The sequence below is a fragment of the Burkholderia sp. AU6039 genome (assembly GCF_002223365.1).
GTDB lineage: Bacteria > Pseudomonadota > Gammaproteobacteria > Burkholderiales > Burkholderiaceae > Burkholderia.
The window spans coordinates 1,836,702-1,859,163 of sequence record NZ_NKFK01000003.1 but is presented as its reverse complement, the minus strand read 5'-3'; the positions used below and the strand labels follow the sequence as shown (position 1 = coordinate 1,859,163).

General features: G+C 66.7%; 22 protein-coding genes. 17 read left to right on the top strand and 5 right to left on the bottom strand.

Annotated elements, in window-relative coordinates; all coding sequences use genetic code 11:
- Window positions 1-14: 14 nt before the first annotated feature.
- The 10 genes from CFB39_RS11450 (at window position 15) to CFB39_RS11405 (ending at window position 10,659) form a co-directional block, all read left to right on the top strand.
- Entirely contained in the window at window positions 15-1,211 is a 1,197-nt protein-coding gene (locus CFB39_RS11450) for a 1-deoxy-D-xylulose-5-phosphate reductoisomerase (protein ID WP_089473097.1), read from the top strand.
- 11 nt (window positions 1,212-1,222) lie between these two features.
- A complete protein-coding gene (gene rseP, locus CFB39_RS11445) occupies window positions 1,223-2,593 on the top strand; it encodes an RIP metalloprotease RseP (RefSeq protein ID WP_089473096.1) in 1,371 nt (456 codons plus the stop codon).
- Window positions 2,594-2,654: 61 nt separating this feature from the next.
- Window positions 2,655-4,964, top strand: a complete 2,310-nt coding sequence (bamA, locus tag CFB39_RS11440) for an outer membrane protein assembly factor BamA (RefSeq protein WP_089473095.1) — start codon at window positions 2,655-2,657, stop codon at window positions 4,962-4,964.
- A 64-nt stretch (window positions 4,965-5,028) separates the two neighbouring features.
- Window positions 5,029-5,526: an OmpH family outer membrane protein gene (locus tag CFB39_RS11435; RefSeq protein ID WP_174972625.1), complete on the top strand. Its 498-nt coding sequence runs from the start codon at window positions 5,029-5,031 to the stop codon at window positions 5,524-5,526.
- 16 nt (window positions 5,527-5,542) lie between these two features.
- The gene (lpxD, locus tag CFB39_RS11430) at window positions 5,543-6,622 is read left to right on the top strand and encodes a UDP-3-O-(3-hydroxymyristoyl)glucosamine N-acyltransferase (protein ID WP_089473094.1); all 1,080 of its coding nucleotides are present in this window, start codon (window positions 5,543-5,545) and stop codon (window positions 6,620-6,622) included.
- Between the two features lie 129 nt (window positions 6,623-6,751).
- Window positions 6,752-7,219, top strand: coding sequence for a 3-hydroxyacyl-ACP dehydratase FabZ (fabZ, locus tag CFB39_RS11425; protein ID WP_011352450.1), 468 nt, complete (start codon window positions 6,752-6,754; stop codon window positions 7,217-7,219).
- 58 nt (window positions 7,220-7,277) lie between these two features.
- On the top strand, window positions 7,278-8,066 hold the full coding sequence (gene lpxA / locus CFB39_RS11420; protein WP_089473093.1) for an acyl-ACP--UDP-N-acetylglucosamine O-acyltransferase: 789 nt from the start codon (window positions 7,278-7,280) through the stop codon (window positions 8,064-8,066).
- A 3-nt stretch (window positions 8,067-8,069) separates the two neighbouring features.
- Entirely contained in the window at window positions 8,070-9,239 is a 1,170-nt protein-coding gene (lpxB, locus tag CFB39_RS11415; protein ID WP_089473092.1) for a lipid-A-disaccharide synthase, read from the top strand.
- The gene (gene rnhB / locus CFB39_RS11410) at window positions 9,236-9,880 is read left to right on the top strand and encodes a ribonuclease HII (RefSeq protein ID WP_089425680.1); all 645 of its coding nucleotides are present in this window, start codon (window positions 9,236-9,238) and stop codon (window positions 9,878-9,880) included. Before lpxB ends, rnhB begins: the two co-directional genes overlap by 4 nt.
- A complete protein-coding gene (locus CFB39_RS11405) occupies window positions 9,877-10,659 on the top strand; it encodes an RNA methyltransferase (protein WP_089473091.1) in 783 nt (260 codons plus the stop codon). The genes rnhB and CFB39_RS11405 overlap by 4 nt, the downstream gene beginning before the upstream one ends.
- Before the next feature lie 96 nt (window positions 10,660-10,755).
- Here CFB39_RS11405 and CFB39_RS11400 read toward each other — a convergent pair whose 3' ends face one another.
- Window positions 10,756-11,571 (bottom strand): pyruvate, water dikinase regulatory protein, encoded by an 816-nt coding sequence (locus tag CFB39_RS11400; protein WP_011352445.1) that lies wholly within the window; start codon window positions 11,569-11,571, stop codon window positions 10,756-10,758.
- A gap of 376 nt (window positions 11,572-11,947) precedes the next feature.
- On the opposite strand from CFB39_RS11400, the gene ppsA reads away from it, so the two are divergent.
- From ppsA to CFB39_RS11380, 3 genes are all read left to right on the top strand, one after another.
- A complete protein-coding gene (gene ppsA / locus CFB39_RS11395; protein ID WP_089425678.1) occupies window positions 11,948-14,347 on the top strand; it encodes a phosphoenolpyruvate synthase in 2,400 nt (799 codons plus the stop codon).
- A gap of 253 nt (window positions 14,348-14,600) precedes the next feature.
- Window positions 14,601-15,035: an NfeD family protein gene (locus CFB39_RS11385; RefSeq protein ID WP_046545972.1), complete on the top strand. Its 435-nt coding sequence runs from the start codon at window positions 14,601-14,603 to the stop codon at window positions 15,033-15,035.
- A gap of 33 nt (window positions 15,036-15,068) precedes the next feature.
- Window positions 15,069-16,004 (top strand): SPFH domain-containing protein, encoded by a 936-nt coding sequence (locus tag CFB39_RS11380; protein WP_069248266.1) that lies wholly within the window; start codon window positions 15,069-15,071, stop codon window positions 16,002-16,004.
- Between the two features lie 244 nt (window positions 16,005-16,248).
- Here CFB39_RS11380 and smpB read toward each other — a convergent pair whose 3' ends face one another.
- The gene (smpB, locus tag CFB39_RS11375) at window positions 16,249-16,695 is read right to left on the bottom strand and encodes an SsrA-binding protein SmpB (RefSeq protein WP_039342760.1); all 447 of its coding nucleotides are present in this window, start codon (window positions 16,693-16,695) and stop codon (window positions 16,249-16,251) included.
- A gap of 98 nt (window positions 16,696-16,793) precedes the next feature.
- On the opposite strand from smpB, the gene CFB39_RS11370 reads away from it, so the two are divergent.
- Complete coding sequence (locus tag CFB39_RS11370; protein ID WP_034188832.1) at window positions 16,794-17,231, top strand: type II toxin-antitoxin system RatA family toxin; 438 nt, start codon at window positions 16,794-16,796, stop codon at window positions 17,229-17,231.
- A 4-nt stretch (window positions 17,232-17,235) separates the two neighbouring features.
- Window positions 17,236-17,559 carry an RnfH family protein gene (locus CFB39_RS11365; protein ID WP_043190875.1) on the top strand — a complete coding sequence of 108 codons (324 nt, stop codon included), beginning with the start codon at window positions 17,236-17,238 and terminating at the stop codon, window positions 17,557-17,559.
- Between the two features lie 63 nt (window positions 17,560-17,622).
- Here CFB39_RS11365 and CFB39_RS11360 read toward each other — a convergent pair whose 3' ends face one another.
- The 3 genes from CFB39_RS11360 to CFB39_RS11350 all read right to left on the bottom strand — a co-directional run bounded on the left by CFB39_RS11360 (window position 17,623) and on the right by CFB39_RS11350 (window position 20,681).
- Window positions 17,623-18,606 carry a DMT family transporter gene (locus CFB39_RS11360; RefSeq protein WP_089473275.1) on the bottom strand — a complete coding sequence of 328 codons (984 nt, stop codon included), beginning with the start codon at window positions 18,604-18,606 and terminating at the stop codon, window positions 17,623-17,625.
- 136 nt (window positions 18,607-18,742) lie between these two features.
- Window positions 18,743-19,429: a DUF5074 domain-containing protein gene (locus CFB39_RS11355; protein ID WP_089473274.1), complete on the bottom strand. Its 687-nt coding sequence runs from the start codon at window positions 19,427-19,429 to the stop codon at window positions 18,743-18,745.
- 31 nt (window positions 19,430-19,460) lie between these two features.
- Window positions 19,461-20,681 (bottom strand): helix-turn-helix domain-containing protein, encoded by a 1,221-nt coding sequence (locus CFB39_RS11350; RefSeq protein ID WP_089473089.1) that lies wholly within the window; start codon window positions 20,679-20,681, stop codon window positions 19,461-19,463.
- Window positions 20,682-20,795: 114 nt separating this feature from the next.
- Between CFB39_RS11350 and CFB39_RS11345 the strand changes: the two genes are divergently transcribed.
- A complete protein-coding gene (locus tag CFB39_RS11345) occupies window positions 20,796-21,560 on the top strand; it encodes a DUF899 domain-containing protein (protein ID WP_089473088.1) in 765 nt (254 codons plus the stop codon).
- A 28-nt stretch (window positions 21,561-21,588) separates the two neighbouring features.
- A complete protein-coding gene (locus tag CFB39_RS11340) occupies window positions 21,589-22,395 on the top strand; it encodes a DUF2182 domain-containing protein (protein WP_089473273.1) in 807 nt (268 codons plus the stop codon).
- The last annotated feature ends 67 nt before the right edge of the window (window positions 22,396-22,462 follow it).

Here is a 22,462-nt window from a genome sequence, read left to right as displayed (position 1 = left end):
CCACTCATTCTTTTATGCAAAAACGTCTGACATTGCTCGGTTCCACGGGCTCGATCGGAGACAGCACGCTCGACGTGGTCGCGCGCCATCCCGAGCGCTTCTCGGTCTATGCGCTGACCGCACACCGCAACGGCGACAAGCTGGTCGAGCAATGCCTGCGCTTCGCGCCCGAAGTGGCGGTGGTCGGCGATGCCGAGACGGCCGCGCACGTCGACGCGAAACTGCGCGCGGCGGGCAGCAAGACGACCGTGCTGCACGGGCCGCAGGCGCTCGTCGACGTGTCGAAGAGCGATGGCTGCGACACGGTGGTCGCGGCGATCGTCGGTGCGGCCGGCATGGCGCCGAGCCTCGCGGCCGCGCGCGCCGGCAAGCGCATCCTGCTCGCGAACAAGGAAGCGCTGGTGATGTCGGGCGCGATCTTCATGGACGCCGTGCGCGACCATGGCGCGATCCTGCTGCCGGTCGACAGCGAACACAACGCGATCTTCCAGTGCATGCCGCGCGACGCGGCCGAGCATGGCGGGATCTCGAAGATCATCCTGACCGCGTCGGGCGGCCCGTTCCGCACGCGCGAACCGGCCACGCTCGTCGATGTGACGCCGGAAGAGGCGTGCAAGCACCCGAACTGGGTGATGGGCCGCAAGATCTCGGTCGATTCCGCGACGATGATGAACAAGGGCCTCGAGGTGATCGAGGCGCACTGGATCTTCGGGCTGCCGGGCGAGCGCATCGACGTGCTGATCCACCCGCAGAGCGTGATCCATTCGCTCGTGTCGTATCGCGACGGCTCGGTGCTCGCGCAGCTCGGCAACCCCGACATGCGCACGCCGATCGCGCACGCACTCGCGTTCCCCGAGCGTGTCGATGCGGGCGTCGAACAACTCGATCTCGCGCAAATTGCCCAGCTGTCGTTCGAGAAGCCCGATTACGCGCGCTTCCCGTGCCTCGCGCTCGCGCTGAAGGCGCTTGAGGAAGGCGGCATCGCGAGCGCCGCATTGAACGCGGCGAACGAAGTCGCGGTCGAAGCGTTTCTCGAGCGCCGCATCGGCTTCATGGCGATTGCGGCGACGGTCGACGCCGTGCTCAACACGCTGCCGAACCGTACGCCCGACGGGCTCGAGGACGTCCTGGCGGCGGATGCCGAGGCACGCCGCCTCGCCGCCGAGATCATTGCGAAAGCGCCTGCGCCACGCGTGGAGCGCACTGTCTGAATGGGGTGCTCATGAACGTGCTGGTCGAACTGATCGCGTTTGCGGTGGCGATCGGGGTGCTGGTCGTCGTGCATGAGTACGGACACTATCGCGTCGCGCGCTGGTGCGGCGTGAAGGTGCTGCGTTTCTCGATCGGCTTCGGCCAGCCCGTCGCGCGCTGGGTCAGCCGCAGGACGGGCACCGAGTGGACGCTGTCGGCACTGCCGCTCGGCGGCTACGTGAAGATGCTCGACGAGCGCGATCCCGGCCCCGGCATCGCGCCCGAGGAGCTCGGCCAGGCATTCAACCGGCAGTCCGTCTACAAGCGCATCGCGATCGTTGCAGCCGGGCCGATTGCCAACTTCCTGTTGGCAATCGCGCTGTTTTCCGTCGTATTCGCCACCGGTGTAACCGAGCCGGCCGCGATCGTCGCACCGCCGGCCGCCGGCACGGTGGCGGCGCGGGCGGGCTTCGACGGCAGCGAGAAGATCGTGTCGATCCGCAACGCGCAGGGCGGCGAGGCCGAGCCGGTGCGGTCGTGGTCGGACCTGCGCTGGAAGCTGCTGGCCGCTGCGTTCGATCACCGCGAGATCGTGCTCGGCGCACGCGACGGCAACACGACGTTCGATTTCCGCGTCGACCTCCGCCAGGTTCCCGAAAGTCAGCTCGACGACGATTTCATGGCCCATCTGGGCTTCGAGACCGGCGGCGGCACGCTGTCGGTCGCGTCGGTGCAGCCCGGCAGCGCGGCGGAGCAGGCCGGCCTGAAGTCCGGCGACAAGCTGGTCGCGCTCGACGGCAAGCCGATCGGCGGCGCGTCGCGCTTCATCGATTTCGTGAAACACCATGCGGGCAAGCCGCTCGACCTGCAGATCGAGCGCGACGGCGCCGCGCAGACGGTGTCGATCGTGCCGCAGATGCAGCGCGACGACGAGTCGGGGCAGCAGGTCGGCCGTATCGGCGCGGCGCTGTCGATGCATGCGCCGTCCGTCGACGTGCGATATGGGCCGATCGAAAGCCTGCAGCTCGGCGCGCACCGTACGTGGGACATCTCCGTGTATTCGCTGAAGATGTTCGGGCGCATGATCACGGGCAACGCGTCGCTGAAGAACCTGTCCGGACCGGTGACGATCGCCGACTACGCGGGCAAGAGTGCGCGGCTCGGTCCGTCGGCGTTCCTGTCGTTCCTCGCCCTTGTCAGCATTAGCCTTGGCGTCCTGAACTTGTTGCCGATTCCCGTTTTGGACGGGGGGCATCTGTTATATTATGCGGTTGAAGCCGCGACCGGGAAAGCCGTCTCGGAGCGCTGGCAGCTGATTCTGCAAAGAGCCGGGTTGATCTGCATCGTCGCATTGTCGGCGATCGCGCTGTTCAACGATCTGGCTCGGTTAATCCATTTCTGAAGCGTCAGGCGGCCGCCGCTGGGCAGCCGCCTGATTTGATGCAGCTAAATATTGGGGATGCATGTTGTTCAAACCTCATCGCTTTGTACCTAAGACAGTTGCAGCGGCCGCGCTCGCCGCGCACGGCCTCGCGGCCCATGCAGCGGCACCGTTCGTGGTGCAAGACATCAAGATCGAGGGGCTGCAGCGCGTCGAAGCGGGTTCGGTGTTCGCCTACCTGCCGATCAAGCAGGGCGATACCTTCACGGACGACAAGGCATCCGAAGCAATCCGCGCGCTGTACGCGACGGGCTTCTTCAACGACGTACGCATCGCCACGCAGGGCAACGTCGTGATCGTGCAGGTGCAGGAGCGTCCGGCCATCGCGTCGATCGACTTCACCGGCACGAAGGAATTCGACAAGGACAACCTGACGAAGGCGCTGCGCGCAGTCGGCCTCGCCGACGGCCGCTACTACGACAAGGCGCTCGTCGACAAGGCGGAGCAGGAACTCAAGCGCCAGTACCTCACGCGCGGCTTCTACGCGGCCGAGGTCAAGACGACGGTCACGCCGGTCGACGCGAACCGCGTGTCGATCCTGTTCGCGGTGGCCGAAGGCCCGAGCGCGAAGATCCGCCAGATCAACTTCATCGGCAACAAGGCATTCAGCACCAGCACGCTGCGCGACGAAATGCAGCTGTCGACGCCGAACTGGTTCTCCTGGTACACGAAGAACGACCTGTACTCGAAGGAAAAGCTCACCGGCGACCTCGAGGCGGTGCGCTCGTACTACCTGAACCGCGGCTATCTCGAGTTCAACATCGATTCGACCCAGGTGTCGATCTCGCCCGACAAGAAGGACATGTACCTGACGGTCACGCTGCACGAAGGCGAGCCGTACACGGTGTCGGGCATCAAGCTGTCGGGCAACCTGCTCGATCGCGAAGCCGAACTCAACAAGCTGATCAAGATCAAGCCGGGCGATCGCTTCTCGGCCGAAAAACTGCAACAGACCACCAAGTCGATCGTCGACAAGCTCGGCGAGTACGGCTACGCATTCGCGACCGTCAACGCGCAGCCGGACATCGATCAGGCGAACCACAAGGTGAACCTGAACCTCGTCGTCGATCCGAGCCGCCGCGTGTATGTGCGCCGCATCAACGTCGTCGGCAACACGCGCACGCGCGACGAAGTGGTGCGCCGCGAAATGCGCCAGCTCGAAAGCTCGTGGTTCGATTCGAACCGCCTCGCGCTGTCGAAGGATCGCGTGAACCGTCTCGGCTACTTCACCAACGTCGACGTGACGACGCTGCCGGTCGAAGGCACGAACGACCAGGTCGACGTGAACGTGAAGGTCGACGAAAAGCCGACCGGCGCGATCACGCTGGGCGCCGGCTTCTCGTCGACGGACAAGGTCGTGCTGTCGGCGGGCGTGTCGCAGGACAACGTGTTCGGTTCGGGTACCAGCCTGTCGGTGAACGTCAACACCGCGAAGAGCTACCGTACGCTGACCGTCACGCAGGTCGACCCGTACTTCACGGTCGACGGCATCAAGCGGATCACGGACGTCTACTACCGCACGTACCAGCCGCTCTACTACTCGACGAGCTCGAGCTTCCGGATCATCAGCGCGGGCGGCAACCTGAAGTTCGGCATCCCGTTCTCGGAAGTCGACACCGTCTACTTCGGCGCGGGCTTCGAGCAGAACCGCCTCGACGTCGATTCGAACACGCCGCAGAGCTACCAGGATTACGTGAACCAGTTCGGCCGCGTGTCGAACACGGTGCCGCTGACGGTCGCGTGGTCGCGCGACGCGCGTGACAGCGCGCTGATTCCGAGCCGCGGCTACTTCACGCAGGCGAACATGGAGTACGGCGTGCCGGTCGGCAAGATCCAGTACTACAAGGCCGACCTGCAGGCCCAGTACTACTATTCGTTCTCGCGCGGCTTCATCCTGGGCCTGAACCTGCAGGGCGGCTACGGTAACGGTATCGGCAACCCGTACCCGATCTTCAAGAACTACTACGCGGGCGGTATCGGCTCCGTGCGTGGCTACGAGCCGAGCTCGCTGGGCCCGCGCGACACGAAGACGAACGACCCGATCGGCGGTTCGAAGATGGTCGTCGGCAACATCGAGCTGACGTTCCCGCTGCCGGGCACGGGCTACGACCGCACGCTGCGCGTGTTCACGTTCCTCGACGGCGGTAACGTGTGGGGCAACGCGCCGGGCGGCACGAGTACGGGCGCCAACGGCCTGCGTTACGGCTACGGTGTGGGTCTCGCGTGGATCTCGCCGATCGGCCCGCTGAAGCTGAGCCTCGGCTTCCCGCTGCAGAAGCACGAAGGCGACCAGTACCAGAAATTCCAGTTCCAGATCGGGACGGCGTTCTGACCGAACGCATGACAACAGCAACGAGAGGGTAATTTTGCTAACCGGTAAGTTTTCGAAACGAGTGATGTGCGCGCTGACCGTTGCGCTGGCCTTGGGCGCGGCAACGGTGCACGCACAGGACGTCGCCCGCATCGCGGCGGTCAATTCGGATCGGATCCTGCGCGAGTCGGTGCCCGCGAAGGCGGCGCAGACGAAGCTCGAAGCCGAGTTCGCGAAGCGCGACAAGGATCTGCAGGATCTGGCGGCGCGCCTGAAGTCGATGTCCGATTCGCTGGACAAGAACGGCGCGTCGCTGTCGGCGGGCGACCGCGCGCAGAAGCAGCGCGATCTCGCCCAGCTCGATACCGACTTCCAGCGCAAGCAGCGCGAGTTCCGCGAAGACCTGAACCAGCGCCGCAACGAGGAGCTGGCGGCCGTGCTCGAGCGGGCGAACAAGGTCATCAAGCAGATCGCCGAGCAGCAGAATTACGACCTGATCGTGCAGGAAGCCGTGTACGTCAGCCCGCGCATCGACATCACCGACAAGGTGCTCAAGGCGCTCGCGTCCGGCTCGACGAACTGAACGGAGCAGACGACGAATGGCATTGACGCTTGAGGAACTCGTAAAGCGGTTCGGCGGCGAGATCGCCGGCGACGCACAGTGCAAGGTGGGCGGGCTCGCACCGCTCGACCAGGCAGGCCCGCAGCAACTCGCGTTCCTCGCGAATCCGAAGTACCTGTCGCAGGTCGAGTCGACCCGCGCCGGCGCGGTGCTGATCGCGCCGAAGGATCTGGAAAAGCTGGGCGCGTCCGCAAGCGGTCGCAACTTCATCGTGACGCCGAATCCGTACGCGTACTTCGCGCGCGTCGCGCAGATGTTCATCGACCTGGCCACGCCGCAGCGCGCCGCCGGCGTGCATCCGAGCGCGACGATCGATCCGGCCGCGCAGGTCGCCGCGAGCGCGGTGATCGGCCCGCACGTGACGGTCGAGGCCGGTGCGGTGATCGAGGACGGCGTGCAGCTCGACGCGAACGTCTTCATCGGCCGCGGCACGACGATCGGCGCGGGCTCGCACCTGTATCCGAACGCGTCGGTGTACCACGGCTGCAAGGTCGGCCCGCGCGCGATCATCCATGCGGGCGCCGTGATCGGCTCCGACGGCTTCGGCTTCGCGCCGGATTTCGTCGGCGACGGCGATGCGCGCACCGGTAGCTGGGTCAAGATCCCGCAGGTCGGCGGTGTCACGATCGGCCCGGACGTCGAGATCGGCGCGAACACGACGATCGATCGCGGCGCGATGGCGGATACCGTCATCGAGGAATGCGTGAAGATCGACAACCAGGTGCAGATCGGCCACAACTGCCGGATCGGCGCCTACACGGTGATCGCCGGCAGCGCCGGGATCGCGGGCAGCACGACGATCGGCCGCCACTGCATGATCGGCGGCGCGGCCGGGATCGCCGGCCACGTGACGCTCGGCGACTATGTCATCATCACCGCGAAGTCGGGCGTATCGAAGTCGCTGCCGAAGGCCGGCATCTATACCAGCGCGTTCCCGGCCGTCGACCACGGCGAGTGGAACAAGAGCGCCGCGCTCGTGCGCAACCTCGACAAGCTGCGCGAGCGCATCAAGGCGCTCGAAGCCGCGCTCGCCGCCCAGGGCGGCACGGACGCCTGAGCGCATCATGCGAGACCTCGAACCGGGCACGGCCAGCGCAACCGGCCCGGTTTGCCAGACTGGGCCGCACGCCGGCCCGCTTCAGCCTTTGCATCACCACCGCGCAGCCTCTGCGTGAGACGAACCATCATGAGCACTGAAAAAATCAATCTCGACATCCACAAGATCCTCACGCTGCTGCCGCATCGCTACCCGATTCTGCTCGTCGATCGCGTGCTCGAACTCGAACCGCACAAGGGCATCAAAGCGCTGAAGAACGTGTCGATCAACGAGCCGTACTTCCAGGGGCATTTCCCGAAGCGGCCGGTGATGCCGGGCGTGCTGATCCTCGAAGCGCTCGCGCAGGCCGCGGCGCTGCTGACCTTCTCGGAAGAGCAGCCGAAGGATCCGGAGAACACGCTGTACTACTTCGTCGGGATCGACGGCGCGCGCTTCAAGCGTCCGGTCGAGCCGGGCGACCAACTGATTCTGAACGTGACGTTCGAACGCTACATCCGCGGCATCTGGAAGTTCAAGGCGGTGGCGGAAGTGGACGGCAAGGTGGCGGCGGAAGCCGAACTGATGTGCACGGTCAAGACGACCGACGTGGCGCCCTGAGCGACGCGGCACGGACAGGCAACGCAACGCGACACATCACATCGAGAGGCAACGGCGCATGACCAGGATTCATCCCACCGCGATTGTCGAACCGGGCGCGCAGATCGACGAATCGGTCGAGATCGGCCCGTACGCGATCGTCGGTCCGCACGTCACGATCGGCGCGCGTACGACGATCGGCTCGCACAGCGTGATCGAAGGCCATACGACGCTCGGCGAGGACAACCGCATCGGCCATTACGCGTCGGTCGGTGGTCGTCCGCAGGACATGAAGTACAAGGACGAGCCGACGAAGCTCGTGATCGGCAGCCGCAACATGATCCGCGAATTCACGACGATCCACACGGGCACCGTGCAGGACGTCGGCGTGACGACGCTCGGTGACGACAACTGGATCATGGCCTATGTGCACATCGGTCATGACTGCACCGTCGGCAACCACGTGATCCTGTCGAGCAACGCACAGATGGCCGGCCACGTCGAGATCGGCGACTGGGCGATCATCGGCGGGATGTCGGGCGTCCACCAGTTCGTGCGCATCGGCGCGCACTCGATGCTGGGCGGCGCGTCGGCGCTCGTGCAGGACATTCCGCCGTTCGTGATCGCGGCCGGCAACAAGGCCGAGCCGCACGGGATCAACGTCGAAGGGCTGCGCCGGCGCGGTTTCTCGCCCGACGCGATCTCCGCGCTGCGCAGCGCGTACCGCCTGCTGTACAAGAACGGCCTGTCGCTCGAGGAAGCGAAAGTGCAGCTGCGCGAGCTGGCGGCGGCGGGCGGTGAGGGCGACGCACCCGTGAAGGCGCTCGTCGAGTTCATCGACGCGTCGCAACGCGGCATCATCCGCTAAGCGATGCCGCTTCCGACCTCTCAGCTCCGGCTCGCGATGGTGGCCGGCGAACCGTCGGGCGACCTGCTCGGCGCGTCGCTGCTCGGCGGGCTGCGCGAGCGGCTGCCCGAATCGGCCCAGTACTACGGGATCGGCGGGCCGCGAATGATCGCGCAGGGCTTCGACTCGCACTGGCAGATGGACAAGCTGACCGTGCGCGGCTATGTCGAGGCGCTGGGCCAGATTCCCGAGATCCTGCGGATTCGCGGCGAGCTCAAGCGCCAGTTGCTCGCCGAGCGGCCGGACGCGTTCATCGGCGTCGATGCGCCCGATTTCAACTTCAACGTCGAACAGGCGGCGCGCGACGCGGGCATCCCGTCGATCCACTTCGTGTGCCCGTCGATCTGGGCATGGCGCGGCGGCCGGATCAAGAAGATCGCGAAGTCCGTCGATCACATGCTGTGCCTGTTCCCGTTCGAACCGGCGATTCTCGACAAGGCAGGCGTGGCCTCGACCTATGTCGGCCATCCGCTCGCCGACGAGATTCCGCTCGAACCCGACACGCACGGCGCGCGCATCGCGCTCGGACTGCCGGCCGACGGCCCGGTGATCGCCGTGTTGCCGGGCAGCCGGCGCTCGGAAATCGCACTGATCGGCCCGACGTTCTTCGCGGCGATGGCGCTGATGCAGCAGCGCGAGCCCGGCGTGCGGTTCGTGATGCCGGCGGCCACGCCCGCGCTGCGTGCGCTGCTGCAGCCGCTCGTCGACGCGCATCCGCAGCTCGCGCTGACGATCACCGACGGCCGCTCGCAGGTCGCGATGACGGCTGCCGACGCGATCCTCGTGAAGAGCGGCACGGTCACGCTGGAAGCCGCGCTGCTGAAGAAGCCGATGGTGATCTCGTACAAGGTGCCCTGGCTGACCGGGCAGATCATGCGCCGGCAGGGTTACCTGCCGTACGTCGGCTTGCCGAACATCCTGGCGGGGCGTTTCGTCGTGCCCGAGCTGCTGCAGCATTTCGCGACGCCCGAGGCGCTCGCCGATGCGACGCTCACGCAGCTGCGCGACGATGCGAACCGCCGCACGCTGACCGAAGTCTTTACCGAAATGCATCTTTCGCTGCGGCAGAACACGGCCGTGAAGGCGGCCGAAGCGGTCGTGCGCGTGCTCGAACAACGCAAGGGGCGCGCATGACCGCAGTACGTGCACCACGCCGCCGCGCGTCGAGCGACGTGCAGGGCGGTTTCGATTTCAGCCGTCCCGACGAGATCGTCTGCGGCGTCGACGAAGCGGGCCGCGGCCCGCTCGCGGGGCCGGTGGTGGCCGCCGCGGTGATCCTCGATCCGGCGCAGCCGATCGACGGGCTCGACGATTCGAAGGCGTTGTCCGCGAAGAAGCGCGACGCGCTGTACGAGCTGATCGTCGCGCGCTCGCTGTCGTATTGCGTCGCGTCGGCGAGTGTCGACGAGATCGACACGCTGAACATCCTGCACGCGACGATGCTCGCGATGAAGCGGGCGGTCGAAGGGCTGTCGGTGCTGCCGACGCTCGCGCAGATCGACGGCAACCGCTGCCCGACGTTGACCGTGCGCGCCGAGGCGATCGTCAGCGGCGACGCGCTCGTGCCGAGCATCTCGGCCGCGTCGATCCTCGCGAAGGTCACCCGTGACCGCATGCTCGTCGACCTGCACGAACGCTTCCCCGTGTACGGCTTCAACGTGCATGCGGGCTACGGCACCGTGAAACACCTTGCCGCGCTGCGCGAGCACGGCCCGTGCGAAGCCCATCGGCGCTCGTTCGCGCCGGTCCGTGCGGCACTCGACCTGATTCGATGAAAAGCATTACTTCCCGCGACAACCCGCTGTACAAGCGCCTGAAGGCGCTCGCGGGTTCGACGTCCCATCAGCGCCGCGGCGGCCAGGCACTGCTCGAAGGATTCCATCTCGCGAGCGCGTACCTCGACACGGGCGCGACGCCCGAGCTGTGCGTCACGACCGAAGGCGCACTCGGCCATGCCGAAGCGCAGGCGATCGTCGCGCGCATCGATGCGCAGCGGATCGTCACGCTGCCCGACGCGCTGTTCGGGCAGTTGTCGAACGTCGTCAACGGCGTCGGCTTCCTGCTGCTCGTCGACCGGCCGGCGCAGCCGCTGCCGGCGCGCGTGACGCAGTCGTCGGTCGTGCTCGACGGCGTGCAGGACGCCGGCAACGTCGGCTCGATCCTGCGCAGCGCGGCGGCCGCAGGTGTGCGTCACGTGTTCTGTGCGCCGGGCACCGCGTATGCATGGTCGTCGAAGGTGCTGCGCTCGGGCATGGGCGCGCATTTCCTGCTGTCGATCCACGAGGACGTCGACGCCGGCGCGCTCGCCGAGCGCCTCGCTGTGCCGGTCGCGCTGACCGACTCGCACGGCGCGCAGGCGGTCTATGACTGCGACCTGTCGGGGCCGGTTGCCTGGGTGTTCGGCAACGAGGGTGCGGGCGTGTCGGCGTTCTGGCGCGACGCGGCCACGCATCGCGTGACGATCCCGCAACCGGGCGGGATGGAGTCGCTGAACGTCGCGGCCGCGGCTGCGGTCTGCCTGTTCGAGCAGGTGCGCCAGCAGCGGCGTGCGTGACGCCACACGCGCGCTCGTTCCGCACCAAGAAAAAGGCCGCGTTCGACGCGGCCTTTTCGTTTCCAGTGGCGACCAGGCGGCCGCCAGCGCTGCGGCTTAGTACGACTGCCGGTCGAGACGGATTTCCTGCAGGATCGTCGTCGCGATTTCCTCGATCGACTTGTGCGTCGACGACAGCCACTTGATCCCCTCGCGGCGCATCATCGCTTCGGCCTCGTTGATCTCGTAGCGGCAGTTCTCGGGCGCCGCGTATTTGCTGCCCGGCCGGCGCTCGTTGCGGATCTCGGACAGGCGCTGCGGGTCGATCGACAGCCCGAACAGCTTCTCGCTGTACGCGGCGAGCGCCGACGGCAGCTTGCCGCGCTCGAAATCTTCCGGAATCAGCGGATAGTTGGCCGCCTTCACGCCGTACTGCATCGCGAGATACAGGCTCGTCGGCGTCTTGCCGCTGCGCGACACGCCGACGAGGATCACGTCGGCTTCCGACAGGTTGCGGTTCGACTGGCCGTCGTCGTGCGCGAGCGAGAAGTTGATCGCCTCGATCCGGGTCTTGTATTCCTCGGTATCCGCGTTCTGGTGGCCGCGGCCCATCGCGTGGCTCGACTTGAGCTCCAGTTCCTGCTCGAGCGGTTCGACGAAGCGCTGGAACATGTCGAGCACGAGTGCGTTCGAGCGCTTGACGATGTCGTTCGACTCGCTGTCGACGAGCGTCGTGAACACGATCGCGCGGCGGCCGTCGTGCACGGCGGCCTCGTTGATTTTCTCGACGGTCGCATAGGCCTTGTCGAGCGAGTCGACGAACGGCACGCGCACGAGACGGAATTTCTGGTCGAACTGGGAGAGGATCGAATGCGCGAAGGTTTCGGCAGTGATCCCGGTGCCGTCGGAGACGATGAATACGGTAGGCAGCATGAATCTGGGCGTCGAACGTGAAGGGCGGTTGCGCGGGCGGCTGGAGGTTCGCCTCCAGACGCAGTGACAAGGTCGCGCCACATCCGGCAGCCGGCACGGTAGAATAGCGGCAACCTGTTGGATAAGCAATTGCGGGGGCAGGGCGCGAACGGCGCCCCAGGCTTCGCCGCTCGATTCCAAAATTCCCGGCAAGTTTGGCGATTTGTCTGCAAATATCGCCCTTCTGCCGGGATTTTTGTAAATCGGGTCGGAAGATTATCCGCCGCTGCGATTGTTTCTCCAACAGGTTGCGCAAGACGCGCCGCGCCTTTTTGCAAGCGCCCGCGTCCAAGCCCACTTGCGCAATCGAGCATTTTTTTCACACTTAGGGGCTTGTATGACTAACGCAGCAAACGTCGCAAAGGACCAGGCGTATGTAATTCCGTTCGAGCAGTTGCGGATGACCGATGTGGAGATCGTCGGCGGCAAGAATGCGTCGCTGGGCGAAATGATCAGCCAGCTTTCCGAAGCAGGCGTTCGCGTACCCACCGGTTTCGCCACGACCGCGCTCGCGTTCCGCGATTTCCTCAAGCACAACGACCTTACCGACCGCATCGCCAAGCGTCTCGAGTCGCTCGACATCGACGACGTGAAGGCGCTCGCCGAAGCCGGCGCCGAAATCCGCAAGTGGATCGTCGATGCGCCGCTGCAGGCACGTCTCGAGCAGGAAATCCGTGAGCAGTTCGAAACCCTGAAGAACAGCTCGCCGGGCGAGCTGTCGTTCGCCGTGCGATCGTCCGCTACCGCGGAAGACCTGCCCGACGCATCGTTCGCCGGCCAGCAGGAGTCGTACCTGAACGTCGTCGGCATCGAGGACGTGCTCGACCGCATGAAGCACGTGTTCGCGTCGCTGTACAACGACCGCGCGATCTCGTATCGCGTGCACAAGGGCTTCACGCACGCGGAAGTCGCGCTGTCGGCCGGCGTGCAGCGCATGGTCCGCTCGGACGTCGGCGCAGCCGGCGTGATGTTCACGATCGACACCGAATCGGGCTTCAAGGACGCCGTGTTCATCACGTCGAGCTACGGCCTGGGCGAAACCGTCGTGCAGGGCGCAGTGAACCCGGACGAGTTCTATGTGTTCAAGACGACGCTCGCACAGGACAAGTACCCGATCATCCGCCGCTCGATCGGCTCGAAGCTGATCAAGATGGAATTCACGCAGCCGGGCGAGCCGGGCCGCGTGAAGACGGTCGACGTGCCGCACGAGCAGCGCAACCGCTACTCGATCACCGACGAAGACGTGATCGAGCTGGCGAAGTACGCGGTCATCATCGAGAAGCACTACCAGCGTCCGATGGACATCGAGTGGGGCAAGGACGGCCGCGACGGCAAGATCTTCATCCTGCAGGCACGCCCGGAAACCGTGAAGAGCCAGGCGACCGGCAAGGCCGAGCAGCGCTTCAAGCTGAAGGGCCAGTCGCAGGTGCTGGCGACGGGCCGTGCGATCGGCCAGAAGATCGGTGCGGGCCCCGTGCGCGTGATCCAGGATCCGTCGGAAATGGAACGCGTGCAGCCGGGCGACGTGCTGGTGGCCGACATGACCGACCCGAACTGGGAGCCGGTGATGAAGCGTGCAGCCGCGATCGTCACGAACCGTGGCGGCCGGACCTGCCACGCGGCGATCATCGCGCGTGAACTCGGCGTGCCGGCAGTCGTCGGCTGCGGCGACGCGACCGACATCCTGAAGGACGGCGCGCTCGTCACCGTGTCGTGCGCGGAAGGCGACGAAGGCAAGATCTACGACGGCCTGCTCGAGACGGAAGTCACGGAAGTGCAGCGCGGCGAACTGCCGGAAATCCCGGTCAAGATCATGATGAACGTCGGCAACCCGCAGCTCGCGTTCGACTTCTCGCAACTGCCGAACGGCGGCGTGGGTCTCGCGCGTCTCGAGTTCATCATCAACAACAACATCGGCGTTCACCCGAAGGCGATCCTCGAGTACCCGAACATCGACCAGGACCTGAAGAAGGCCGTCGAGAGCGTCGCGCGCGGTCACGCATCGCCGCGTCAGTTCTACGTCGACAAGCTGACGGAAGGGGTCGCGACGATCGCGGCGGCGTTCTATCCGAAGCCCGTGATCGTGCGTCTGTCCGACTTCAAGTCGAACGAGTACAAGAAGCTGATCGGCGGTTCGCGTTACGAGCCGGACGAGGAAAACCCGATGCTGGGCTTCCGCGGCGCGTCGCGTTACATCGCTGAAGACTTCGCGCAGGCGTTCGAGATGGAGTGCCGTGCACTGAAGCGCGTGCGCGACGAGATGGGCCTGACCAACGTCGAGATCATGGTGCCGTTCGTGCGTACCGTGAAGCAGGCGGAGCGCGTCGTCGGCCTGCTCGAGAAGTTCGGCCTGAAGCGCGGCGAAAACGGCCTGCGCCTCGTGATGATGTGCGAAGTCCCGACCAACGCGATCCTCGCCGAAGACTTCCTGCAGTTCTTCGACGGTTTCTCGATCGGCTCGAACGACCTCACACAGCTCACGCTCGGCCTCGACCGCGATTCGGGCATGGAACTGCTGGCCGTCGACTTCGACGAACGCGACCCGGCCGTCAAGTTCCTGCTGAAGCGCGCGATCGATACCTGCCGCAAGATGGGCAAGTACGTCGGCATCTGTGGCCAGGGCCCGTCCGATCACCCGGACTTCGCGCAATGGCTGACGGACGAAGGCATCGTGTCGATCTCGCTGAACCCCGACACGATCATCGATACGTGGCAGGCGCTCGCCAACCGGAAGTAACGGTCGGTCATGCATCCTTGACGGAAGCACGGTGGCACCGTGCTTCCGTTGAAGGCAAAATGCAAGGTTCATGCTATAAACACCCCGGTAGGCACCGGGGTGTTTTTGTTTGTGGGTACGTACCGGGCCGGCCCGTGCGCACTGGCCGTCTCCGCAGGGGCGGCGAGCATGTTGAACCGGAGTCGCGCGCCAACGCGTATTCTGGTTTCCTGCAACGCGAGTGAGCGCGGGGGATGTTTTTCTGGAGACCACAATGATGTCGGGGCATCTGTTCTGGTGGGTCGCGGTGGGCGTGCTGGTCGTGGCCGAGTTGCTGACGGGCACGTTCTACCTGCTGATGATCGCGCTCGGCTTTCTCGCGGGCGGGCTGTTGCAGCTGGCCGGTTTCGCGCCGCATGTGCAGTTCGGTGCGGCGGCGGTGGTCGCAATCGTCGCGATGGTCGTGCTGCGGCGTTCGGGGCTCGGCCGCAAGCAGAAGCGCGACACGTCGACCAATCCCGACGTCAATCTCGATATCGGCGCGACCGTCACGGTCGACGCGTGGCGTGACGGCCGCGCGCGTGTGCAGTATCGCGGCGCCGACTGGGATGTCGAGCTCGAGAACGGCGAGCGCGACGATGCGCACGTGTATCAGGTGAGTGCCGTGCGCGGCAATTGTCTCGTGGTCGTGGCGAAACCCGCGGGCTGATCGTCCGCCGATACAACAAGGAGGGAATATTTCATGGATTCGCTGATCATCTGGGTTGTCCTGCTCGTCATCGCGATCGTGATCGTGTCGAAGACGGTGAAGATCGTGCCGCAGCAGCATGCGTGGGTGCTCGAACGCTTCGGGCGCTATCACGCGACGCTGTCGCCCGGCCTGAACATCGTGCTGCCGTTCGTCGATCGCATCGCATACCGGCACGTGCTGAAGGAAATCCCGCTCGACGTGCCGAGCCAGGTCTGTATCACGCGCGACAACACGCAGCTGCAGGTCGATGGCGTGCTGTACTTCCAGGTGACCGATCCGATGAAGGCGTCGTACGGGTCGAGCAACTTCGTGCTCGCGATCACGCAGCTCGCGCAAACGACGTTGCGCTCGGTGGTCGGCAAGCTCGAACTCGACAAGACGTTCGAGGAGCGCGACTTCATCAACCACAACATCGTGTCGGCGCTCGATCAGGCCGCGGCGAACTGGGGGGTGAAGGTCCTGCGCTACGAGATCAAGGATTTGACGCCGCCGAAGGAAATCCTGCACGCGATGCAGGCGCAGATCACCGCGGAGCGTGAAAAGCGTGCGCTGATCGCCGCATCCGAAGGCCGCAAGCAGGAGCAGATCAACCTCGCGTCGGGCGCGCGCGAAGCGGCGATCCAGAAATCCGAAGGCGAGCGGCAGGCCGCGATCAACCAGGCGCAGGGCGAGGCCGCCGCGATTCTGGCGGTGGCCGAGGCGAACGCGCAGGCGATCCAGAAGATCGCGAACGCGATGCAATCGCAGGGCGGAATGGATGCGGTGAACCTGAAGGTGGCCGAGCAGTATGTCAGCGCGTTCTCGAATCTCGCGAAGCAGGGCAACACGCTGATCGTGCCGTCGAACCTGTCGGATCTCGGCACGGCGATCTCGTCGGCGCTGACGATCGTCAAGAGCGCGGGGGCCGCGTCGGGCGGGAAGGCCTGAGTCCGGATTGGCGCGGGCCGCCGGTGGCCGCCGCGTGTGATCGACGTGCGGCGAATCGTCGCGCAGCCGGAGGCGGATGATGCCCGTGCGGTGCCCGTCGTCGGTGCCTTTGTTCGGCCGAAACCGGCGGCGTGGCGTGCCGAGTATCGCCCGTGTAGCCGCCGCGCCCGATTCACCTGACACCAAAGCAACACGGCCCGCTTCGAGCGGGCCGTGTCGTGTGTGATGCGTGTTGTCGCGCAGGTCAGGTGCCGGCGCGCATGATGCGGGCCTTTTCGCGTTCCCAGTCGCGCTTCTTCTCGGTTTCGCGCTTGTCGTGCAGCTTCTTGCCCTTCGCGAGCGCGATGTCGCACTTCACGCGACCGCCCTTGTAGTGGAAGTTCAGCGGCACGAGCGTGTAGCCGCGCTGCTCGACCTTGCCGATCAGTTTCTTGATTTCCTCGCGGTGCAGCAGCAGCTTGCGCGTGCGAACCGGGTCGGGCGTGATGTGGGTCGAAGCCTCGGGCAGCGGGCTGATATGGGTACCGATCAGGAAGATCTCGGCGTGCTTGATCACGACGTAACCTTCCCGGATCTGGCCGCGCCCGGCGCGCAGCGCCTTGACTTCCCAGCCCTCGAGCACGAGCCCCGCCTCGTAGCGTTCCTCGATGTGATAATCGAAGTGCGCTTTCCTGTTGTCGATGATGCTCATGAAAGGATCGGGCCAACTCGTTTAAAATCACGATTTTAGCAAAGCGGGGCGGGAATCGCCCGGCTTGCGTTCTCACCTTAAGCGATGCCGCGCGATTTATGGCAGATGTCCAGAAAACCGTATTGATCCGTCACTCGGCGGAACAGATGTTCGACCTCGTCACCGACGTGGCCGACTACCCCAATTTCCTGCCCTGGTGCGGCGGCGTCGAGATTCGCCGTCAGGACGAGAGCGGGATGGAAGCGCGCATCGACATCAACTTCAAGGGCATCAAGCAGCATTTCGCGACGCGCAACACGCAGCAGCGCCCGACGCGGATCGACATGGAGTTCACGGACGGCCCGTTCAAGAAGTTCACGGGCTCGTGGCGCTTCACGGCACTGCGTGCCGATGCCTGCAAGATCGAATTCGCGCTGCACTACGAGTTCTCGAGCATCCTGCTCGAGAAGATCATCGGGCCCGTGTTCAGCCATATCGCGAACACGTTCGTCGATTCGTTCGTGAAGCGCGCCGACCAGCGCTACGGGAAGGGGTGACGCGATGCTGTCGATCGAAGTCTGCTACGCGCTGCCGGATCGCCAGACGCTGATTCCGCTGTCGCTGCCCGAAGGGGCGACCGTTCGTTCGGCGATCGATGCGAGCGGCGTGCTCGCGCTGCACCCGGAAATCGATCTCGCGAACGCGAAGACGGGCGTGTACGGCAAGCTTGCGCCGCTCGACGCACCGCTCGCCGACCACGACCGCGTCGAGATCTACCGCCCGTTGATCGTCGATCCGAAGCTCGCGCGCCAGCGGCGCGTCGACAAGTCGCGCCGCGCCGGCTCCATCGAGGGCCGCAAGTGGATGCACAAGGACGCGCGCTGACGCGGCCGATCCGCGCCTTTCGTTCCGATTCGTCTGATTTCGTCTGACCAAATGCCGTGGCGCTCAGTGGGCCGCGGCGTTTGCGCTTGCCGGCGCGCTTCCCGACGTATCGCCGCCGGCGGGCGTGTCGCCGTGCTGCCGCACCGATCCGTAGACGCCCGTGAGCAGCAGCACCAGCGCGGCGATCTCGAGTGCATGCGGCATCCGCTGGTCGTAGACGAACGCGTAAAGCATCGCGAACACGGTTTCGAACACGATCAGCTGGCCCGACAGCGTGAGCGGCAGCCGCTTCGACGCGGCATTCCACAGCCCGTTGCCGAGCCACGATGCGCCGATCGCGAGCACGAGGTTCAGCAGCCAGAACAGCTGCCAGCGCGACGCCGGGACGGCTGCCTGCACGATGCCGGCCGGCAGCGCGAGGATCGCGATCCAGACGAGCCCGCCGATCAGGCCCGTCACGACACCCCACAGCACCGACCACTCGTTGCCGCCGAAATGATGATGGCGCTGCAGATAGCGTGCGTTCGCGACCGCGTACCAGGTCCAGCTCGCGAGCGCGCCGGCCGCGCAGGCCATGCCGGCGAGCTTCTGGCCGAGCGTCGTCGCATGCGCGGCCTCGGAGGTGAACAGGTCGACGTTGATGCAGACGATGCCCGCGATCACCAGCGCGAGCGGGGCCGCGAGCCGCCGCAGCGGCACGGCGCCGTGGTCGCCGAGGCCCGCGAGCGTGACCGTGACGGGCAGCACGCCGACGATCAGCGAACTGGGCGCGATGCCGATCAGGTGCACGGCGCCGGACAGCAGCATGTAGTACGCGACGTTGCCGATGACGGCGAGCCTGACCAGCGCGACGAGATCCTCGCGGGTCAGCCGCGCGAGCAGCGAGCGGGCGGACGGCAGCGCGGCCGCCAGCGACACGAGGCCGTACATCGCGTAGCGGCCGGCGCTCAGCAGCAGCGGCGAGAAGTCGGTCAGCAGCCGAGGAACGAGAAACACCATGCCCCACAGGGCACCTGCCAGGACACCATAGACCACACCGCGTCGCATCGACCGCTCCGAACACATGACTGACGAGCGCGCATCGTAACGACGCGGCTGCCACGTCGTCTTGTTCATTCCTGCACTCGGCGCAGGGCGGCGCGCAGGCGTGCAGCGCCCGGGAGCGATCACGGCAGGCTGCGGATCATTCGTCAGCCGAATCGGGCGGTGCGCCCGCGTTGTGGCCCGACGCCCCGGCTCGCGCGGGCCGACGTACGGCGCGCAACGTGCCGCTGTTGCCGCCGCCGCAGTAGAAGCGGTCGTGGCCGTCGGATTCGAGCCCCGATACGCCGACGCCGGCCGGCATGTCGATCTGCTCGAGCACCTGGCCGGTGCGCGGATCGATGTGCCGCAGGTCGGCCTGGTCGGCTTCCCAGGTGCCGTGCCACAGCTCGCCGTCGACCCACGTCACGCCGGTGACGAAGCGGTTCGATTCGATCGTGCGCAGCACGACGCCCGTTTGCGGGTCCACCTGATGAATCTTGCGTTCGCGGTACTGGCCAACCCACAGCGCGCCTTCCGCCCAGGCCAGCCCGGAATCGCCGCCTTTGCCGGGAGCGGGGATCGTCGCGAGCACGCGGCCCGATTCGGGATCGATCTTCTCGATGCGGTCCTCGACGATCTGGTACAGATGGCGGCCGTCGAACGCCGTGCCCGCATGCGCGGCGACGTCGAGCGAGCGGACGGTCGTGCCGCGTTCCGGGTCGAGCGCATTCAGCTTGTCGCCGGACGCGTACCACACGTACTGCCCGTCGTACGTGACGCCGTGTACGCCGTCGACGCCCGGAAACGGGCCGTATTCGCGAAGGATGTCTGCACGGGAGCGTTTCATGTTCGTCACCTCGTCGTTCGGTGAGGTCATCCTAATCGCCCGGGAGCGGGGCAGGGAGTAACAAGGTCGTCGCGAAACCGGGCAATGGCGGCGTCATCCAGCGGCGCGCGCGGCCGCGGCCCAGCGCCTGGACCTTGTCGGCTTCGGCGAGCGCGTCGAGCGCGCGCTGCACGGTGCGCTGGCTCGCGCCGAGGGCCAGCGCCAGCGCGGAGCTCGACCACGCTTCGCCATCGGCGAGGAGCGCGAGCACGGCCGCGTGGCGATCGTCGACCGGGCGCGCCAGCACGACGGTCTCACGTACGCCAAGCGGTTCGAGCGCGAAGCCGCGCGGCGTGGCGACGACGTTCGCGAGCGGCCGCAGCACCGCGCGCAGCCGGCCGATCTCGACGCGCAGGCGTGCGCGATGCGATTCGTCCGCGTGTTTCGCGCGGAACGCGACGGCGACGAGCGCGTTGCGCGACACGTCGGCCGGCCAGGCCTCGCCGAGCGCGCGGGCAAGCACGAACAGCACGGGCCGCCGCGCAAGCGACACGGTAGTGCGCGCGTCGCGCACCGTGTGGCGGCACGCATCGACGACGAGCGCGTTCGACGCGAATAGCGTCTCGACTTCGTCGAGTTGCACGAGCCGCGATGTACCGCGTGTGATAAGGCGCGCGGCCGGTGCGTCGAGCACGCGTGCCGCGGTGTCGACCTCGGCCGTCAGCGCGGCGATGCCGGCGTCGCGGGCGGCTGCGCGCGCCCGGGCAAGCGCCGCGCGGGCCATGTGCGTGCGGATGCGGCGCATCGCGATGCCGGCCGCGATCAGCTCATGGGCGGCGCGCAATGCGGCCGGCAGCGGCGCGGGATCGAGATTCGCGAGCATCCGCTCGGCATCGTCGAGCTGGCCAATCAGCAGCAGCCGGCGCACGCCGAGATAGCGCGCATGCGCGGCGTTCGCGCGGTCGCCGTGCGCGTCGAGCGTCGCGCACGCGGCATCGAGCGCGCGCGTCGGCCAGCGCAGGTCGCGCGACGCGAGCGCGATCTCCGCTTCCGCGACGACGCAGCGCGCACGCGCCACGGCCTCCTTCGCGCCGAACGCACGAGCGGCGCCGCGCACGAGTGCGCGAGCACGTTCGAAATCGCCGAGCTGCGCCATCGCGATCCCGCGCAGCGCGAGCGCCGGCGCATCGTCGCGCAGCGCGACGCGGTTCAGCGCGCCGAGCGCGTCACCGGCCGCGAGCGCGCGCGCGGCCGCCGTGATCAGCGAATCCATCCGAATCCCGACACACTTGTCACTCCCTCCGGTCCGATGCCCGCCCCTAATCTAGCACCACGCACACGGCACCGGACGCCGTGCCCGGATACCCATCGGAAGGAGGAACCCGCCATGACGACTCATCTCACCGGAACCCGCGACGAATGGCTGGCCGAACGCCGCGCGCTGCTCGACGCGGAAAAGGCGCTGACGCGGCAAAGCGACGAACTCGCGCGGCGGCGCCAGGCACTGCCCTGGGTGCGCGTCGACAAGACCTACCGGTTCGACACCGAAGACGGGCAGGCAACGCTCGACGACCTGTTTCGCGGCCGTTCGCAACTGCTCGTCTATCACTTCATGTTCGGCCCCGACTATAAAGCCGGCTGCCCGTCGTGTTCGTCGATCGCCGACGGTTTCGACGGCTTTGCCGTGCATCTGGCGAACCACGACGTGACGCTCGCCGCCGTGTCGCGCGCGCCGCTCGCAAAGCTGCTCGCGTACCGGCAGCGGATGGGTTGGCACTTCCCGTGGGCGTCGTCGGTCGGCAGCGATTTCAACTTCGACTTCAACGTGTCGTTCACCGAAACGCAGCAGCGCGCCGGCGACGTCGAGTACAACTACGCGCGGGCCGGTCACGCGATGGACATGGATCCGCCGCCGGCACCCGTCGTGGCGTTCGCGGCGACCTGCGGGACCGACGCGGTCACGTATTCGCTCGACCGGCCGGGGATGAGCGCGTTCGTGCGCGAGGACGGTGCGGTTTATCACACGTATTCCACCTATGCGCGCGGCCTCGACGGGCTGTGGGGGATGTACCAGTGGCTCGATCGCGCGCCGCGCGGGCGCAACGAGACCGGCCCGTGGTGGCGCCGTCATGACGAGTACGCACGCGGCTGAGCGCGCCGGCGACGGGCGGGGGCGGGTGATGACTCGTCCCGCGGCCGACGCTGCGGGCCCCGATCCGCGGGCCTTCGCGGTGGCGCTCGCGGCCGTGTTCGCCGTTGCCGTTGTCGCGACCGTGACGCAGCACGCGTCGATGGCCGCGATGGGCGGCGCGCCAGTGTCCGGCGGCTGGATGACGTCGGCGGCATGGCAGCGGCCGTGCGGATGGGGCGCCGGCCGCACGGTCGCGACGTTCGCCGGCATGTGGGGCACGATGACGGTGACGATGATGCTGCCCGTGCTGGCGCCGGTGCTGTGGCGATACCGGCAGCGCGTCGCTTCGCAGACGGCGGCGCGTTCGACCTGGCTCGTCGCCGTGGCAGGCGCCGGATATTTTGCCGTGTGGATGGCAGTCGGAGCGCTCGCGTTTCCGGCCGGCGCCGCGCTGACAAGCGCCGCTGCACGGCTGCCGGTGCTCGCTCGCGCAATGCCGTTCGTGGCCGGCGCGGTCGTATTGGCCGCAGGCGTCCTGCAATTCTCCGGATGGAAGGCGCGCCGGCTGACGTGCTGCCGGCATGCGGCGACCGGCGCGCATCCGCCGCACGCGGAGGCCGGTGCGGCATGGCGGCACGGCGTGCGAGCCGCCATCCGATGCGGGGCGTGTTGCGGGAACCTGATGGCGGTCGCGCTGGCGGCCGGCATGATGGATCTGCGCGTGATGGCGTTCGTGACGGTTGCGATCGCCGCCGAGCGCCTGGCGCCGGCCGGCGGGCGGGTTGCGCGGATCGTCGGCTGCGTCGTGGTCGGCGGTGGCATGGTGATGATCGTCCGCGCGGCCGGGCTGCTATGAGGCCGGACGGTGGGCCCGTCCGGCCCATTGCCGGGCCGGGCTTCATCGTCGCCGCCGCCGCTCCGTG

What these genes read in the sequence shown, in the direction of transcription:
- CFB39_RS11450 (WP_089473097.1), top strand. Translation starts at nt 15, where the DNA reads ATGCAAAAACGTCTGACATTGCTCGGTTCCACGGGCTCGATCGGAGAC.
- rseP (WP_089473096.1), top strand. Translation starts at nt 1,223, where the DNA reads ATGAACGTGCTGGTCGAACTGATCGCGTTTGCGGTGGCGATCGGGGTG.
- bamA (WP_089473095.1), top strand. Translation starts at nt 2,655, where the DNA reads ATGTTGTTCAAACCTCATCGCTTTGTACCTAAGACAGTTGCAGCGGCC.
- CFB39_RS11435 (WP_174972625.1), top strand. Translation starts at nt 5,029, where the DNA reads ATGTGCGCGCTGACCGTTGCGCTGGCCTTGGGCGCGGCAACGGTGCAC.
- lpxD (WP_089473094.1), top strand. Translation starts at nt 5,543, where the DNA reads ATGGCATTGACGCTTGAGGAACTCGTAAAGCGGTTCGGCGGCGAGATC.
- fabZ (WP_011352450.1), top strand. Translation starts at nt 6,752, where the DNA reads ATGAGCACTGAAAAAATCAATCTCGACATCCACAAGATCCTCACGCTG.
- lpxA (WP_089473093.1), top strand. Translation starts at nt 7,278, where the DNA reads ATGACCAGGATTCATCCCACCGCGATTGTCGAACCGGGCGCGCAGATC.
- lpxB (WP_089473092.1), top strand. Translation starts at nt 8,070, where the DNA reads ATGCCGCTTCCGACCTCTCAGCTCCGGCTCGCGATGGTGGCCGGCGAA.
- rnhB (WP_089425680.1), top strand. Translation starts at nt 9,236, where the DNA reads ATGACCGCAGTACGTGCACCACGCCGCCGCGCGTCGAGCGACGTGCAG.
- CFB39_RS11405 (WP_089473091.1), top strand. Translation starts at nt 9,877, where the DNA reads ATGAAAAGCATTACTTCCCGCGACAACCCGCTGTACAAGCGCCTGAAG.
- CFB39_RS11400 (WP_011352445.1), bottom strand. Translation starts at nt 11,571, where the DNA reads ATGCTGCCTACCGTATTCATCGTCTCCGACGGCACCGGGATCACTGCC.
- ppsA (WP_089425678.1), top strand. Translation starts at nt 11,948, where the DNA reads ATGACTAACGCAGCAAACGTCGCAAAGGACCAGGCGTATGTAATTCCG.
- CFB39_RS11385 (WP_046545972.1), top strand. Translation starts at nt 14,601, where the DNA reads ATGATGTCGGGGCATCTGTTCTGGTGGGTCGCGGTGGGCGTGCTGGTC.
- CFB39_RS11380 (WP_069248266.1), top strand. Translation starts at nt 15,069, where the DNA reads ATGGATTCGCTGATCATCTGGGTTGTCCTGCTCGTCATCGCGATCGTG.
- smpB (WP_039342760.1), bottom strand. Translation starts at nt 16,695, where the DNA reads ATGAGCATCATCGACAACAGGAAAGCGCACTTCGATTATCACATCGAG.
- CFB39_RS11370 (WP_034188832.1), top strand. Translation starts at nt 16,794, where the DNA reads ATGGCAGATGTCCAGAAAACCGTATTGATCCGTCACTCGGCGGAACAG.
- CFB39_RS11365 (WP_043190875.1), top strand. Translation starts at nt 17,236, where the DNA reads ATGCTGTCGATCGAAGTCTGCTACGCGCTGCCGGATCGCCAGACGCTG.
- CFB39_RS11360 (WP_089473275.1), bottom strand. Translation starts at nt 18,606, where the DNA reads ATGCGACGCGGTGTGGTCTATGGTGTCCTGGCAGGTGCCCTGTGGGGC.
- CFB39_RS11355 (WP_089473274.1), bottom strand. Translation starts at nt 19,429, where the DNA reads ATGAAACGCTCCCGTGCAGACATCCTTCGCGAATACGGCCCGTTTCCG.
- CFB39_RS11350 (WP_089473089.1), bottom strand. Translation starts at nt 20,681, where the DNA reads ATGGATTCGCTGATCACGGCGGCCGCGCGCGCGCTCGCGGCCGGTGAC.
- CFB39_RS11345 (WP_089473088.1), top strand. Translation starts at nt 20,796, where the DNA reads ATGACGACTCATCTCACCGGAACCCGCGACGAATGGCTGGCCGAACGC.
- CFB39_RS11340 (WP_089473273.1), top strand. Translation starts at nt 21,589, where the DNA reads ATGACTCGTCCCGCGGCCGACGCTGCGGGCCCCGATCCGCGGGCCTTC.